General features: G+C 60.0%; 15 protein-coding genes. 8 read left to right on the top strand and 7 right to left on the bottom strand.

The window, feature by feature from the left end:
- Nucleotide 1 precedes the first annotated feature (1 nt).
- Entirely contained in the window at nucleotides 2-850 is an 849-nt protein-coding gene (locus V1475_RS03535; RefSeq protein WP_479411647.1) for an LOG family protein, read from the bottom strand.
- Between the two features lie 118 nt (nucleotides 851-968).
- Here V1475_RS03535 and dapD point away from each other — a divergent pair, with 118 nt between their 5' ends.
- Both dapD and V1475_RS03525 read left to right on the top strand, forming a co-directional pair.
- The gene (gene dapD, locus V1475_RS03530; RefSeq protein ID WP_479411646.1) at nucleotides 969-1,796 is read left to right on the top strand and encodes a 2,3,4,5-tetrahydropyridine-2,6-dicarboxylate N-succinyltransferase; all 828 of its coding nucleotides are present in this window, start codon (nucleotides 969-971) and stop codon (nucleotides 1,794-1,796) included.
- A gap of 87 nt (nucleotides 1,797-1,883) precedes the next feature.
- Nucleotides 1,884-2,126, top strand: a complete 243-nt coding sequence (locus tag V1475_RS03525; protein WP_479411645.1) for a GlsB/YeaQ/YmgE family stress response membrane protein — start codon at nucleotides 1,884-1,886, stop codon at nucleotides 2,124-2,126.
- A 3-nt stretch (nucleotides 2,127-2,129) separates the two neighbouring features.
- Here the strand turns inward: V1475_RS03525 and V1475_RS03520 are convergent, their stop codons facing one another.
- Entirely contained in the window at nucleotides 2,130-2,384 is a 255-nt protein-coding gene (locus V1475_RS03520; RefSeq protein ID WP_479411644.1) for a DUF6525 family protein, read from the bottom strand.
- The gene (locus V1475_RS03515) at nucleotides 2,381-3,586 is read right to left on the bottom strand and encodes a GTP-binding protein (protein WP_479411643.1); all 1,206 of its coding nucleotides are present in this window, start codon (nucleotides 3,584-3,586) and stop codon (nucleotides 2,381-2,383) included. Before V1475_RS03515 ends, V1475_RS03520 begins: the two co-directional genes overlap by 4 nt.
- A 117-nt stretch (nucleotides 3,587-3,703) precedes the next feature.
- On the opposite strand from V1475_RS03515, the gene V1475_RS03510 reads away from it, so the two are divergent.
- Nucleotides 3,704-4,054 (top strand): hypothetical protein, encoded by a 351-nt coding sequence (locus V1475_RS03510; RefSeq protein ID WP_434289871.1) that lies wholly within the window; start codon nucleotides 3,704-3,706, stop codon nucleotides 4,052-4,054.
- A gap of 33 nt (nucleotides 4,055-4,087) precedes the next feature.
- On the opposite strand, the gene V1475_RS03505 is transcribed toward V1475_RS03510, so the two are convergent.
- Together V1475_RS03505 and V1475_RS03500 are read right to left on the bottom strand one after the other, a co-directional pair.
- On the bottom strand, nucleotides 4,088-5,140 hold the full coding sequence (locus tag V1475_RS03505) for a transporter substrate-binding domain-containing protein (protein ID WP_479411642.1): 1,053 nt from the start codon (nucleotides 5,138-5,140) through the stop codon (nucleotides 4,088-4,090).
- A gap of 60 nt (nucleotides 5,141-5,200) precedes the next feature.
- Nucleotides 5,201-6,310, bottom strand: a complete 1,110-nt coding sequence (locus V1475_RS03500; protein ID WP_479411641.1) for a Hint domain-containing protein — start codon at nucleotides 6,308-6,310, stop codon at nucleotides 5,201-5,203.
- A gap of 296 nt (nucleotides 6,311-6,606) precedes the next feature.
- Here V1475_RS03500 and dapE point away from each other — a divergent pair, with 296 nt between their 5' ends.
- From dapE to V1475_RS03475, 5 genes are all read left to right on the top strand, one after another.
- A complete protein-coding gene (dapE, locus tag V1475_RS03495) occupies nucleotides 6,607-7,752 on the top strand; it encodes a succinyl-diaminopimelate desuccinylase (RefSeq protein ID WP_479411640.1) in 1,146 nt (381 codons plus the stop codon).
- Nucleotides 7,749-8,174, top strand: a complete 426-nt coding sequence (locus tag V1475_RS03490; RefSeq protein WP_479411639.1) for a GNAT family N-acetyltransferase — start codon at nucleotides 7,749-7,751, stop codon at nucleotides 8,172-8,174. The genes dapE and V1475_RS03490 overlap by 4 nt, the downstream gene beginning before the upstream one ends.
- A gap of 17 nt (nucleotides 8,175-8,191) precedes the next feature.
- A complete protein-coding gene (locus tag V1475_RS03485) occupies nucleotides 8,192-8,761 on the top strand; it encodes a TIGR04282 family arsenosugar biosynthesis glycosyltransferase (protein WP_479413950.1) in 570 nt (189 codons plus the stop codon).
- Nucleotides 8,762-8,823: 62 nt separating this feature from the next.
- Complete coding sequence (rnr, locus tag V1475_RS03480) at nucleotides 8,824-11,079, top strand: ribonuclease R (RefSeq protein ID WP_479411638.1); 2,256 nt, start codon at nucleotides 8,824-8,826, stop codon at nucleotides 11,077-11,079.
- A 192-nt stretch (nucleotides 11,080-11,271) separates the two neighbouring features.
- Complete coding sequence (locus V1475_RS03475) at nucleotides 11,272-12,447, top strand: lytic murein transglycosylase (RefSeq protein WP_479413949.1); 1,176 nt, start codon at nucleotides 11,272-11,274, stop codon at nucleotides 12,445-12,447.
- A 34-nt stretch (nucleotides 12,448-12,481) separates the two neighbouring features.
- Here the strand turns inward: V1475_RS03475 and V1475_RS03470 are convergent, their stop codons facing one another.
- Together V1475_RS03470 and V1475_RS03465 are read right to left on the bottom strand one after the other, a co-directional pair.
- The gene (locus V1475_RS03470; protein WP_479411637.1) at nucleotides 12,482-12,961 is read right to left on the bottom strand and encodes an RNA pyrophosphohydrolase; all 480 of its coding nucleotides are present in this window, start codon (nucleotides 12,959-12,961) and stop codon (nucleotides 12,482-12,484) included.
- A gap of 49 nt (nucleotides 12,962-13,010) precedes the next feature.
- Nucleotides 13,011-14,336, bottom strand: a complete 1,326-nt coding sequence (locus tag V1475_RS03465) for a S41 family peptidase (protein WP_434289879.1) — start codon at nucleotides 14,334-14,336, stop codon at nucleotides 13,011-13,013.
- Nucleotides 14,337-14,371 lie beyond the last annotated feature (35 nt).

Below are 14,371 nucleotides of genomic sequence, written 5' to 3'. Positions count from 1 at the left end.
CTTACCGCCCCTCGATGCTCTGTCGCGGCCCTGCGCTGGGCCAGTCGTCAATTGCCTTGACGGCCTCTTCGGCCGTCTCGACGAATTTGAACAATTCGAGATCCTTATGCGCGATGGTCCCCGCGTCGGCCAGCGCCTCCCAGTTGATGATTTTTTCCCAGAACGCCTTGCCGAACAACAGGAAGGGCACGCGGTTCATCCGCCCGGTCTGAATGAGCGTCAGGCTTTCGAACATTTCGTCCAGCGTGCCGAAGCCGCCGGGAAACACGACGATCGCCTTGGCGCGCATCAGGAAATGCATCTTGCGGATGGCGAAATAGTGGAAGTTGAAACACAGCTCCGGTGTCACATATTCGTTCGGCGCCTGTTCGTGTGGCAGGACGATGTTGAGCCCGATTGACAGCCCGCCCGCGTCCTGCGCGCCGCGATTGCCTGCCTCCATCACGCCCGGACCACCGCCGGTGACGATCACGTTCTCTTTGTGACCATTGTTGCGCGCGGTCATGATCCGGGCGAACTCCCGTGCCTCGTCGTAATATTTCGAAAGCTCCGCAAGCGTTTTCGTTTTGGCCGTGTCCTTCCGGTCCGGCGCAGGGATACGCGCGCCGCCGAACATGACGATGGTGCTCTCGACGCCGAATTCCTGCATCATCAGATCGGGTTTCAGAAGCTCGAGTTGCAAGCGCACCGGTCGCAGATCGTCGCGCAACATGAATTCGTCATCGGTGAACGCCAGCCGGTAGGACGGCGAGCGTGTCTGCGGCGTGTCCGGGATGTGGCGTGCGGCCTCCTGATCCACCCGGCTGTCGCGCAGGGGATGGCGGCGGGAAATCGGTTTTTGCTCGGTCATGTGCGTCTCTCTATGTCGTTTTGTCTCGTCGCCTGTGCTCTCTCGCGCGTTGCGCGGGCGGGCCTGAACGACTATAGCCTGCGGGAACCTATATTTCACGATGACCTCGGAGACCAACATGTCGAATGCACAGCTCGAAGCCGCCATCGAAGCCGCCTGGGACGCGCGCGATACCATCACCCCCGTGACCGGTGGCGAAACCCGCGAAGCGATTGAGACGACCCTGAACGCGCTGGACAAGGGCGAGATCCGCGTGGCCGAGAAACAGGAAGACGGCAATTGGCACGTCAACCAATGGGCCAAGAAAGCCGTGCTTCTGGGCTTCCGCATCAAGGACATGGAACTGCACGACGGTGGTCCGCAAGGCTCCGGCTGGTGGGACAAGGTCGACAGCAAATTCAAAGGCTGGGGCACCGCCGAGTTCAAAGAGGCGGGCTTCCGTGCCGTGCCGAACGCAGTGGTCCGCAAATCCGCTTACATCGCGCCGGGCGTGGTTCTGATGCCGTCCTTCGTCAACCTTGGCGCCTATGTCGACAGCGGCACCATGGTCGACACCTGGGCGACGGTCGGCTCCTGTGCGCAGATCGGCAAAAACGTGCACCTTTCCGGCGGCGCGGGCATCGGTGGTGTGCTTGAGCCGCTGCAAGCCGGTCCGGTGATCATCGAAGACAACTGCTTCATCGGTGCGCGCGCCGAGGTGGCCGAGGGCGTGATCGTCCGCGAAGGTTCTGTGTTGGGCATGGGTGTTTACCTTGGCCAATCCACCAAGATCGTCGACCGGGAAACCGGCGAAGTGATGTATGGCGAAGTACCGCCCTACTCGGTCGTCGTCGCGGGCACGATGCCGTCGAAAAACGGTGTGAACCTCTACTGCGCCGTGATCGTGAAACGTGTGGACGCCAAAACCCGTTCCAAAACCGGCATCAACGAACTGCTGCGCGACTGATTTGCGAAAAGACTATTGAGCGGGTGTCGGAAGGGGAACCTTTCGGCGCCCGTTTGCGTTTTATGAAGGAAAACACAGGAGGCTTAAATGGGACTTGGACTTATTGCGTCGATCATCGTCGGTGGTTTAGCGGGCTGGATCGCCAGCAGCCTGATGAAGGCCGACACGGGCTTGCTGGCCAATATCCTCTTGGGGATCGTGGGGGCCTTTGTGCTGAACCTGATCCTGTCGCTTCTCGGTATCTACGCCGCGAACACTTGGGTGCCGCAGCTTGTCGTCGGGATTTTCGGCGCGATTCTGTTGATCTGGGTCGCACGCCGCGTCAGATGACGCTCAGACAATGCGATGAGCGCTGGTATCATGCGACAAGCGCTTGGCTTCGACCTGAGAGAGATGGGCGAGCGCGCTGTTTTCGCAACCGTCATATCGGGCCAAGGCACCAGTCCAAAGTTTCCGAACCGAGCGCGGCGACCATGGCAAAGCCGCTTGGGACAGCCATTGACGCAACGGACGTGGCAAGCGGTCGAATTCCTGCATCGGATCGGTCGAGCGCCTGCGCTTTCGCAAACTGGTGTTAAGATTGGTCATGCGGCGGCACGCCCCCATTTTGGAAATGGATCATGAAGCGTTTTGGCCAGATCCGGGCCGATTTTGTCTTCCGGACCGATCAGGGCGGAGTCGAGTTTCGACCGGATCAGAGCCTCATCCATCCCCGAGCCGATAAAGACAATCTCCTGACGCCGATCGCCGAAGCCATCGACCCAAACCTCGGCAATCTGTGCCCGTCCCTCCGGGTGATCCGGCCAGTAACGTTCCGGTACGGCGGCCCACCAATTTCCCAGAGGTTTTATGGTGCTGAGCGCCCCAGCCATGGAAAACTCGGCAGCCCAGTCCGGCCGGGTCGCCAACCATAAATGCCCTTTCGCCCGGATCACGCCGGGCAGATCGCCATCCAGAACGGTCTCGATGGCCGACGGGTCAAACGGACGGCGGGCACGATAGACGAAAGACGTCACATCGTATTCGTCGGTTTCCGGGACGTGATCGGCAAAGCCGTAAAGCTCCTTGGCCCAAAGCGGATGTTCATGCGCATGGTCGAAATCGAAGAGGCCCGTGCCAAGCACCTCTTCGGTCGCCACCTCGGAGAAATCCGTCTCGATCACCTTGGCGTCGGGGTTCAGGGCGGCGACGATCCTGCGCGCGACCAGCACCTTGTCGGGACCGGCGTCGCTCACCTTGTTCAGCACGACGACATCGGCGAATTCGATCTGATCGACCAGCAGGTCCACGATCCGCCGTGTGTCGCCTTCGCCCGCCACCTCGCCGCGATCCTCAAGGAAGTCGAAGCTCGAATAGTCGTTGAGCATGTTCACCGTATCGACCACGGTCACCATGGTGTCGAGCCGCGCGATGTCGTCCAGACTTTCACCATACTCGTCGCGGAATTCGAATGTGGCGGCCACGGGGAGCGGTTCGGCGATGCCCGTCGATTCGATCAGCAGATAATCGTATTTGCCCGCCTCCGCGAGACGGCGCACCTCGGTCAAAAGATCGTCGCGGAGCGTACAGCAGATGCAGCCGTTGCTCATCTCGACCAGCGTTTCTTCCGTCCGCGACAGGTCCGCCCCGCCTTGGCGCACCAGATCGGCGTCGATATTCACTTCCGACATATCGTTCACGATGACCGCGACACGCAGACCGGCCCGGTTGTTCAACAGTCGATTGAGCAAGGTGGTTTTGCCGGAGCCAAGAAAACCGGAGAGGACGGTGACGGGCAAACGTTCGGACATATGCGTGATCCTTCGCGACGAGATGGGGTCGAAACCTAATTATGTAATAACATAACGTCAAGTGAGACTTGCGATGCCATGCTTGACTTTCCCGCGATCCCTCCGCAAAGGAAGGCTATGTCGAAAACAGCCAAACCCTCCCGTCAGAAAGTCTATACGCTCCTGGTCGAAGTCGGCCGCAAGGAGGGCGATGGTCTGCCGAAAGAGGCCACCGGTGGGGCGCTGATGATCTATGCCTCCGGTGTCGACGAGGCCGAAGCGGTGCGGGAAACCGTCGCGATTCTGAAACAGGCCGATCTCGCCCCCCTCGATGTCACCGGCTACGGTACACTGGAGGAACGCCTGGCCGAAGGCCATGACATTTCCGACGAGGAAAAAGAGTTGATGCAGCGGGCGCTCGACGAGAACTCCGTCATCGTGGCGCAGATGACGCCCTTCTATGAGGGTGACGACGGAACCCGTCACTGACACGTCTTATGGTGTCTTCTGTCCGATGCGTGCCTATTTGATGCCGAACCACTTGCGGTAGATCTTGTCGTAGGTGCCGTCTTCCCGCAGTTTCAACAGGCTGTGATTGATCTCATTGGCATAGGGCGAGTTGCTGGCCAGAGCGATGCCGTAGTTTTCCGGCAGGAAAACCGGCCCAACGAGTCGGGCTTTGCCGTTGCCTTCGTGGTTCACGTAATAGGCCAGAATGGGCGCGTCGAAGACGATGGCGTCAACGTCCTTGTGTTCGAACGCCTCAAGCATTTCGGTCGGGCTGGCATAGCCGGTAAAACGCAGATCGCGACGGGTGAGGAAATCTGCTGCGGTCGAGGCTTCGACCGTACCGATGGATTTGCCGTAGAGATCGCCGATCCCCGAGACATTCGACTGAATCGCGTCGATGGTCAGGACCGCGGTGATGCGGGCGACGAAAACCGAGACCAGAAACAGCGACGAAATCACCAGAAACACCCCGAAGACTCGCCCCATGGGCGAGCGGGGCTGGCGTTCCTCGAAGCCGCCGTTGACGACCAGGTTGAGCGCCCACCAGAAGGCCGGAAACATGGCCTTGCGTGCGGGCATGTCGAAATAGTCCTGATGGTGTTTCTCGAAATACCACATCAACATGCCGCCACCGAACAGGAGAGCAAACGCGCCGGCAATCGCGATCAACATGTCGCGTGACATCACGGCCGACCAGATCGATACATTGCCACCGCTGGTGTCGGTCATGATCTGAAGACCGGCTTCGAAAATCGGCTGGGTGAAATCTATGACCAACTCGCGATTGGCGGTGATGGAAATATTGGCAATCGCCGCATCGGCGCTGCCGTCTTCGATTGCCCCAAGCATTTCCGGAAAGCTGTCGACCCGGGAAATCTCGTACTCCCAGCCGAGATCTTTGGCCAAAGCGTCCCAAAGCTCGAGAGAGAAACCGGTTTGTTCGCCATTTTCCTCCATGGAAAACGGCACGCGGGTCACGGTCATGATTTTGTGGTTCTCCGCCCAGAGCATGGCCGGACTGAGAAACAGAAAGAGCGCCGCTAAAAAGCGAAAAAAAAGTCTCATATCATCCCCTCATCTCCCCGTCGCATATGGCACAGGGCGGGTGATGCTTTCAATCTAAGATCAAAGATAACGTTCCGACAAAAGCGCAATGGCTTCATGGCGTAACAAACTTGCCGGGCCGGTGCCATCGCGCGCAGGAATATCGTCGGCCTTCAGATGCGACAACCGTGTCGACGCTCCGTGTTCGGCGCGGTGATTCCGTGTAAGCGGCATCACCGCGATGCCTGCGACCCGATAGGGGGTGTGGTCAGCCAGAACAAGATTATGCCGGGTCGACAGCAGGTTCAGACAGGGTGAGGCACCGGGCAAAAAGGGGGCGATATGCATGGCGCGGACGGTGACATGTTCCGCGCCGAACAGGTAAGAGGTGTCGATGCCTTGGGTGACGATTTCACAGCGCGGCGTGGCCTCGAGGGTTTGTCGCAGGTTTTGAAACGGACGCCGCAGACGCAGCGGTGCCATCTGGCCAACCGCGGGCAGGGTCGAGCGGATATTCGCGAGCAAGGGCGAAAGCGCACCTGTCTGGGTGGCGATGAGTGTGCCGGGCCTCAGATTTTCGATGGCACGGGGGCCATATTCGGTCTCGACCAGCGCACCGGGCGCAAGACCCTCGGCATAGCCCAGAGGTTCGACATGATCGGCAAAGGCGAAACACCCCACGTCCGGCGCAAGAGCAGGCCCTTCGACGGCAAACAGTACGCGGGCGAGATCTTCCTCATGGATCGCAGCGGGCTCCGTCCCCGCTACGGATTTCACCGCGCCGCTATCGAGACATTCGGCCCCAAGCCAACACGTCGCTCGTGCCAGATCCCAGTCATAGAGAATGCGTATGGGAGAATCTTTCCGCCAGTCGGACAGATCCAGCGACAAGACCGAAAGCGCGGTATCGCTTTCGATCGCAAGCCAAAGTCGACCATTCGGGCCGAGAACCATATGCAAGCTGCGGCGGAACCGGTCAAAGCGCTCAAAGGTCAAAAGATCGAGGGGCTGGCGGAATTGATCCGGGATGGTGGTTTCCAACAGAAGGCTCCCCAGGGCCATGCGCCGTGCGGGAACCTTTGCACGAGAGAGGCCCTTGTCCAACCCGAGCGGGTTATAAACCGGTTTTCGATCTGTCGCCCCTGCGCCAAGCCACGCCATATCCGCCTCCGACAAGGTTGCGCGCCACATGGGAGGCAACCGTTCACCTCTGTGAAGCGGGTTTTCGACATACGCTGATCAAGCACAGAACATCTGCGCCAAGATACTTGTTAAATGCTGATCTGGAACGCCCGGGTTGACCCGATGCTGCTCAAAACCGTCCGCCTCGTGTTATTTTGTGAGAATGTAAATCACGTTTATGGAGATTTGTTAATCTTTTCTTGGTGTTCGGGTTTGGTGCGAGACGCGCTTGTGACTGCCTTGCCACAAGCGACATTGCCCATCGCTTGGCGGGGCGGTAGGTCTGGTGTGAAAAGGAGACCCAGATGCCGCTCGATCCCGTTGACCTGTCCGCCGCCCTGATCCGTTGTCCAAGTGTGACACCCGAAGAGGGAGGAGCGCTCATCCTGTTGCAAACCACGCTCGAAGATGCTGGTTTTGACTGTGTTCGGGTCGATCGTAACGGCACGCCGAACCTGTTTGCCCGCTGGGGTGACAAGGGGGCGAGCAAGACATTGGGGTTCAACGGTCACACGGATGTGGTGCCGGTCGGTGATGCCGAGGCATGGATGCATGCGCCCTTTGGGGGCGAGATTTCTGACGGCATCCTGTGGGGGCGGGGCGCGACGGATATGAAGACGGGCGTGGCCGCCTTTGTCGCTGCGGCCTGTGATTATGCGACCCAAAACCGGCCTAAAGATACAGCGGTTATCATCACCATCACTGGGGATGAGGAGGGCGATGCCACCGATGGCACCACCGCGCTCTTGGATTACATGGCCGAGGCGGGGGAGGCGATGAGCGATTGCATCGTGGGCGAACCGACCTGTCCCAACACCATGGGCGAGATGATGAAAATCGGCCGACGCGGCTCGATCACGGGCTATTTCACCGCCCGGGGTGTGCAGGGCCATGTCGCCTACCCGAGCCAAACTCACAACCCGGTGCCTGTGCTGGCACGGCTGATGGCGGAACTCTCCGCCCACACGCTGGATCAGGGTACGAAACATTTCGACCCGAGCAACCTCGAAGTCACCACTTTTGACGTTGGCAATCCCGCGACCAATGTGGTGCCGGCGCAGGCCAAGGCTACCGTGAACATCCGGTTCAACGACGCTCATAGCGGTGCATCGCTCAGCGACTGGATGCGAGCAAAGGCGGCGCGGATGGCCGAGGAAACCGGGATCGACATCGACGTGACCTTCCAGATTTCCGGCGAAAGCTTTCTGACGCCGCCGGGGCGGTTCGTCGATCTGGTTGCCGGGGCGGTCGAGGAGGTCACCGGGCAAAAAACCGTGCTCTCCACCACCGGCGGCACGTCGGATGCGCGATTTATCAAAAACCATTGTCCTGTCGTCGAATTCGGTCTTGTCGGCAAGACCATGCACAAGGTCGACGAACATGTCGAAATCCAGCATATCGAAGACCTGAAACGGGTCTATTCCTGCCTGATCCGAGACTATTTCGCATGACTGTGAGCATTGGACCCACCGAAGATGTGAAGGCCTGCATCGCGTTGCGGATTGCGGTGTTCGTAGAGGAACAGAAGGTCCCTCTCGAGGAAGAGATCGACGATCTCGATGAGATTGCGACACATTTTCTGGCGGTCGATGAGAGCGGAGTTCCGGTCGGAACCGCGCGGGTGTTCGAAGAGGGTGAAATTGGCAAGATCGGCCGGGTTTGTGTCGTAAAAACGCAGCGCGGCACCGGCCTTGGGGCGCGATTGATCGAGGTTTGCCTCACGGAAATTCGGACCCGTCCACATCTGAAAAAGGCCAAGCTCGGAGCGCAAAACCACGCGATCGGATTTTACGAGCGCTTCGGCTTTCGCACCATAGGCGAGGTCTACATGGACGGCGGCATCCCCCACACCGACATGGTGCTGGACCTGTGACGCAGACCCTGATCGTCATGGTCAAGGAACCACGTCTGGGGCGTGTGAAAACCCGACTTGGGCGGGATTTGGGTCTGGTTCAGGCGACATGGTGGTATCGTCATCAAGTGGCGCGAACCCTTCGCAGCTTGCAAGATCCGCGCTGGCGCATCGTCCTGGCGGTGAACCCGGACCGCGTCGGGCTACGTAGCCGGATTTGGCCCGGGCACTTGCCCCGCATTGCTCAGGGAGATGGCAATCTCGGGGCGCGCATGTCACGTTGCCTTGCCTCTGTCGGAGACGGGCCCTGTTGCCTGATCGGATCGGATATTCCGCAGATTGAAAAGCACGATATTGTAGCCTCTTTCGCTGGATTAGGATCACATTCTGCGATGATAGGTCCCGCTACGGACGGTGGTTACTGGCTGATCGGATTGCGACACCCGAAACGCCAACCTCGGGGCTTTCTGCGCAATGTGCGCTGGTCCACGGAACATGCGCTGGAGGATACGTTGGCTTCCGCGGCTTCGCTCTCTTGGGGGCGATGTGCGACACTGTCGGATGTGGACACGGGCGCGGATATGGAGCGTTTCTACCGCCGCGGATGAATTCCGCGCGACACCGCGCTTTGCCAGTGGTGAGGCGTTGCGCCGCGTGGTAGCGTTGAGCCATGAGCAGCATCCCGACGAAGGACGAAATCCTGCAATGGATTTCGGACCACCCGACCCAGACCGCGAAGCGCGACATCGCGAAAGCCTTTGGCATCAAGGGCGCGGCACGCATTGATCTCAAACGCGTGCTCAAGGAGCTTGAGGACGAGGGGCATCTGCGCAAACAGCGCAAGACCTACCGCGACCCTGACAAATTGCCGCCCGTCTCCGTTCTGGCGGTTCTGGCGCCCGACATGGATGGCGATCTTTTTGCCAAGCCTTTGGAATGGGCGGGCGAGGGGCCGGAGCCGAAGGTTTTGCTCTCTCTGAGAGAGAGCGATCCTGCGCTGGGCGAAGGCGAGCGCATCTTGGCGAAGCTTCAGGAGGTGAAGGCCGACGACCACCAATATGTCGCCCGTTTGATCCGTAAAATCGGCTCTAATCCACGCAAAATTCTTGGCATCTATCGCAAAGGGGCGGAGGGCGGTCGGGTCGTTCCGATAGACAAGGGCAATGAGAAAGACTTTCTTGTGCGCCCTGGAAACGATTATGGCGCGCAGGATGGTGAGCTGGTCGAGGCGGAACAGGCTGGGCCGAAAAACCGTCTTGGCCTGCCCAATGCGCGGATCGTGACCCGTCTGGGGGATCCCTCTGCTCCGAAAGCGGTGTCGCTGATTGCCATTCATCAACACGGCATCCCCGACGATTTCCCCGATGACGTTATCGCCGAGGCCGACAAGGCGAAACCTGCCGGTCTGAAAGGGCGCGAAGACCTTCGCGATCTGCCGCTCGTAACGATCGACCCGGCGGATGCGCGCGACCATGACGATGCGGTTTGGGCCGAGTTAGACACTGATCCCAAGAATGAAGGCGGTTTTATTCTTTGGGTCGCGATTGCCGATGTGGCCTATTATGTCACGCCCGGCTCTGCGCTGGATCGCGAGGCGTGGAAGCGGGGGAATTCGACCTATTTCCCGGACCGTGTGGTGCCCATGCTGCCGGATCGGCTCTCGGGTGATCTTTGTTCGCTGCACGAAGGCGTGCCGCGCGCCTGCCTTGCCGTGCGCATGGTGATCGACGCCGATGGCAAGAAGCTGTCACATCGGTTCATGCGGGGCATGATGCGCTCGGCTGCGTCGCTGAACTACGCCGAAGTGCAGGCCGCGCGTGACGGTCAGGTCAGTGACAAATGTGGCCCACTGATGGAAAGCGTGATCGAGCCGCTCTATGGCGCCTACGAGGCGCTGACACGGGCTCGCAAGGCCCGTCAGCCTCTGGATTTGGATCTACCCGAGCGCAAAATCATCCTCGGCGATGACGGGCGGGTGAAATCGGTCGCTTTGGCGGATCGCTATGACGCGCATAAGCTGATCGAAGAGTTCATGGTGCTTGCCAATGTGGCAGCCGCCGAAGAGTTGTTTCACAGAAATCGGCCGCTTTTGTATCGGGTTCACGAAGAACCCTCTGACGAGAAAATGGATGCCCTACGCGAGGTGGCGCAGGCCTCCGGCTTTACGCTTGCCAAAGGGCAAGTGATCCACACGTCGCATCTGAACAGGCTCCTCGCACAGGCTGAAGGCACGGATCACGACGAGTTGATCAATATCTCGACCCTGCGGTCGATGACGCAGGCCTATTATCATCCTGAGAATTACGGCCACTTCGGTCTCGCTCTGCGCTCCTACGCGCATTTCACCTCGCCGATCCGGCGCTATGCCGATCTGATCGTCCACCGCGGGCTGATCTCGGCCCATGGATGGGGCAAGGACGGGCTGTCCGATGAGGATGTGGAAAGGCTCGAATCCACCGCAAAACATATCTCGGAGACCGAGCGGCGTTCGATGACGGCGGAGCGGGACACCAATGATCGCTATCTCGCCGCCTATCTCAGCGAACGTGTCGGCAATGAGATGACCGGGCATATTTCCGGCATCCAGAAATTCGGGGCCTTCGTCAAACTCGACGAAACCGGTGCCGACGGGCTTGTCCCGGTGCGCAGCATGGGGGCGGAGTTCTTCCATTACGACCCGAAGGAACAGACCCTGATGGGGTCGGACACAGGCATGGTGATTTCCATCGGCCAAAAGGTCGTGGTGCGCATCGCCGAGGCGGTGCCTGTAACCGGCGGGCTTGAACTGGAACTCCTGTCGATCGACGGGGCCAGCTTGCCGCGCGGGCCGCGTCGGGCGAAGGGCCGTGTCGTGTCGCGCAAGTATAACAAAGGTAAGGCGAAAAAGGACAAGATGCGCAAAAAGGTCGAGCGTCGTAGGCGCTAAGGACAGACGTTGAATGCGGACAGCGGAAATTTGCCGTCAGCGCATTTGTCCGGTTCAAGCCATACGGGGATTCGGTTTAGGCTGAGGCAAAAGCAAATGGAGCAGTTTGGTATGCGTAGCCTTGTGATTGGCGCCGTGAGTGTTGTTTTCGGCCTTGGCCTCGGCCCCTCTTTCGCGCAGAGCTCTGCGCGTATGGCACAGGATGTGCCACAACTTCCGGGAGCAGGATTGGTGCAAAACGTGGCCTCTCAGGCGGGTTTCGAGACTTGGATCGAGAATTTCAAAACGCGCGCGCGGCGCGAGGGGATCTCCGAAACAACCCTCAATGAGGCGTTTCGAAGCGTGCGGTACAATTCGGATGTGATCGCCAAGGATCGCTACCAGTCCGAATTCACCAAACAGATCTGGGACTATCTCGACAGCGCCGCCTCGCCCACCCGCGTGTCCAACGGCCAGAAGGCGATGCGCCAGCATGCGAAGACACTCGACGCCATCGAACGCCGGTTCGGGGTCGATAAATACGTGGTGGCGGCGATCTGGGGCGTCGAGAGCGCCTATGGCACAACCCGCGGCGACATCAACGTCATCGAAGCCATGGCGACGCTGGCCTATGACGGGCGGCGCGGCAAATTCTTTGAGCAACAGCTCATCGCTGCGCTGAAAATCCTCCAGAAGGGCGACACCCATGCCCGCAACATGAAAGGCAGTTGGGCCGGGGCCATGGGCCACACCCAATTCATCCCGACGTCCTTCGAGGCTTTTGCGGTCGATGGGGATGGCGATGGCAAGCGGGACATCTGGTCCAACGACCCGACAGATGCACTGGCCTCGACCGCCGCCTATCTTGCGCGGCACGGTTGGAACAAAGGCCAGCCTTGGGGTGTCGAGGTGCGCCTTCCGCGCGGGTTCGACTATACGTCCGCGCGCCGCGACAACATGCGCGCACCCGGCGATTGGGCCGCTTTGGGCGTGGTTGGGGTCGATGGCCGACCTGTGCCGAACTACGGACGGGCCTCTATCCTCCTGCCCGCCGGGGCGCAGGGCGCAGCCTTCATGATCTTCGACAACTTTGCTGTGCTCGAACGTTACAACAAGGCGGATGCCTATGTGATCGGCGTCGGGCACCTGTCGGACCGGCTCAAGGGTGGGGTGGAAATTCAGGCTGCCTGGCCGCGCGGCTATGCGCCGCTGTCCTTCAAAGAGAAGGAACAGATGCAGCGCATCCTGAAGCGCAAAGGCTTTCTGGACGACAAGGTGGACGGGATCATTGGCCCGAACACGATCAACGCGATCCGGGCCTATCAGACCTCTGTCGGGGTGACACCGGATGGCTATCCGTCGCAGGAATTCCTGAAACTGTTGCGCTGAGACGCGCGATCAGGCCCAGTACTAGGTAATGCAATTAAGCAAGGTGGCCGTTGAACTCGGCCACCAGCGCCTCGTAAATGTCGCGCTTGAACGGTACAATATCAGACACCAATCCAGCGGCATCCGTCCATTTCCAATGGCTGAATTCGGGATGATCCGTCTCGATTACGATGTCCTTGTCCATGCCCTTGAAGCGCAGCAGGAACCAAAGCTGTTTCTGGCCGCGATACTTGCCCTTCCAGACCTTGCCCAGAAGGTGATCCGGCAAATCATAGGTCAGCCAGTCAGTGGTGTGCCCAAGAACCTCGACCAGATCGGAGGTCAGGCCGATCTCTTCCCAAAGCTCACGGAGCGCGGCCTCCTGCGGTTCTTCACCGTCGTCAATCCCACCCTGCGGCATCTGCCATGCGCCGGGCGTGTCGATGCGCTCACCGACGAAAATGCGCCCTTGAGCATCGAGCAGCATGATGCCGACACAGGGACGGTAGGGCAGGGAGGAGAAGTCTTTGCTCATGGGAAGCCTTTGGAAAAGAGAGGCGCCAAAGCGCCCCTCATGGTTGGTGTCAGTCGCCGATTTTCGACAGGCCTTTGAGCAGGTCGATCGCATAGGCAAGCTGGAAGTCTTCGTCGCGCAGTTTCGCGGCCTCTTCGGCGGCGGCGCGCTCTTCTTCGATCTTGGCACGTTCGTCTTCGGTCAGGCTGTCATTGTTCAGCGCCCCGCGCAGATCGGCCTCGGAGCGGAACTTCGGCGCATCTTCGCCCTCCGTCGCTTCGGGTTGACGCGGCGGTTGTTCGACGACGATGTCCGGCGAAATGCCGAGCGCCTGAATGGAGCGGCCCGACGGGGTGTAATACCGCGCGGTTGTCAGGCGCATCGCCCCGTCGGAGCGCAGCGGCATGACGGTCTGCACCGAGCCCTTGCCGAAGGATTTCGTGCCCACGACCACGGCGCGATGGTGATCCTGCAACGCACCGGAGACGATTTCGGAGGCCGAGGCCGACCCGCCGTTGATCAGCACGACCACCGGTTTGCCCTGTGCCAGATCGCCGGGGGTGGCGTTGACGCGGGTGCTGTCCTCGGGATTGCGGCCACGGGTGGAGACGATTTCGCCTTCGTCGAGGAACGCATCCGACACCTTGATCGCCTGATCAAGCAAACCACCGGGGTTGTTGCGCAGGTCCACGACGATGCCGTCGACATTCTCGATGCCGCCCAGTTCCTCGATCCCGTCCTTGAGCCCCTGTTCGAGGTTCGGATAGGTCTGGTCGTTGAAGGTCGTCACCCGCAGCACGATGGATTTGCCTTCGACGCGCGACCGCACGGCGGTCAGTTTGATCGTGTCGCGGATGATCGAGACGTCGAACGGATCGTCGACGCCCGCGCGCACGAGGGTCACGATGATCTCTGAGCCGACCGGCCCGCGCATCAGCTCGACCGCATCGTCGAGTGTCATGCCCATGATGCTCTTGCCGTCCACGGCGGTGATGTAATCCCCGGCCTCGACGCCCGCGATATCGGCGGGTGTGCCGTCCATCGGTGCCACGACCTTGACGAAGCCCTCTTCCTGCGTGACCTCGATGCCCAGGCCCCCAAAGGAACCCGATGTCTGCACCCGCATGTCGGCGGCGTCTTTCGGCGAGAGATAGGAGGAATGTGGGTCGAGCGAGGACAGCATGCCGTTGATCGCGGCCTCGATCAGGTCCTCGGCGTCGACCTCCTCGACATATTGCGCGCGGATGCGTTCGAACACGTCCCCGAAGAGATCGAGTTGCTCATAGACATTCGTTGTCTTCTCCGCTTCCTGAGCGAGGAGCGGTCCGGCGAATTGCGTCGAGATCAGCGTGCCCGCAAGGATGCCGGCAACCCCGGCCATCATGTATTTCTTCATCTCATTCCTCTCTCCGGCCCGCTGCCCGCGTGACC

The sequence above is a fragment of the Celeribacter sp. SCSIO 80838 genome (assembly GCF_056498065.1).
Note: the sequence above shows the minus strand (reverse complement) of the source record. Positions and strands in the feature narration are given on the sequence as shown.

Bases quoted from the DNA above. Each gene is read 5' to 3' on its own strand.
- V1475_RS03535 (WP_479411647.1), bottom strand. From the start codon at position 850: ATGACCGAGCAAAAACCGATTTCCCGCCGCCATCCCCTGCGCGACAGC.
- dapD (WP_479411646.1), top strand. From the start codon at position 969: ATGTCGAATGCACAGCTCGAAGCCGCCATCGAAGCCGCCTGGGACGCG.
- V1475_RS03525 (WP_479411645.1), top strand. From the start codon at position 1,884: ATGGGACTTGGACTTATTGCGTCGATCATCGTCGGTGGTTTAGCGGGC.
- V1475_RS03520 (WP_479411644.1), bottom strand. From the start codon at position 2,384: ATGACCAATCTTAACACCAGTTTGCGAAAGCGCAGGCGCTCGACCGAT.
- V1475_RS03515 (WP_479411643.1), bottom strand. From the start codon at position 3,586: ATGTCCGAACGTTTGCCCGTCACCGTCCTCTCCGGTTTTCTTGGCTCC.
- V1475_RS03510 (WP_434289871.1), top strand. From the start codon at position 3,704: ATGTCGAAAACAGCCAAACCCTCCCGTCAGAAAGTCTATACGCTCCTG.
- V1475_RS03505 (WP_479411642.1), bottom strand. From the start codon at position 5,140: ATGAGACTTTTTTTTCGCTTTTTAGCGGCGCTCTTTCTGTTTCTCAGT.
- V1475_RS03500 (WP_479411641.1), bottom strand. From the start codon at position 6,310: ATGTGGCGCGCAACCTTGTCGGAGGCGGATATGGCGTGGCTTGGCGCA.
- dapE (WP_479411640.1), top strand. From the start codon at position 6,607: ATGCCGCTCGATCCCGTTGACCTGTCCGCCGCCCTGATCCGTTGTCCA.
- V1475_RS03490 (WP_479411639.1), top strand. From the start codon at position 7,749: ATGACTGTGAGCATTGGACCCACCGAAGATGTGAAGGCCTGCATCGCG.
- V1475_RS03485 (WP_479413950.1), top strand. From the start codon at position 8,192: ATGGTCAAGGAACCACGTCTGGGGCGTGTGAAAACCCGACTTGGGCGG.
- rnr (WP_479411638.1), top strand. From the start codon at position 8,824: ATGAGCAGCATCCCGACGAAGGACGAAATCCTGCAATGGATTTCGGAC.
- V1475_RS03475 (WP_479413949.1), top strand. From the start codon at position 11,272: ATGGCACAGGATGTGCCACAACTTCCGGGAGCAGGATTGGTGCAAAAC.
- V1475_RS03470 (WP_479411637.1), bottom strand. From the start codon at position 12,961: ATGAGCAAAGACTTCTCCTCCCTGCCCTACCGTCCCTGTGTCGGCATC.
- V1475_RS03465 (WP_434289879.1), bottom strand. From the start codon at position 14,336: ATGAAGAAATACATGATGGCCGGGGTTGCCGGCATCCTTGCGGGCACG.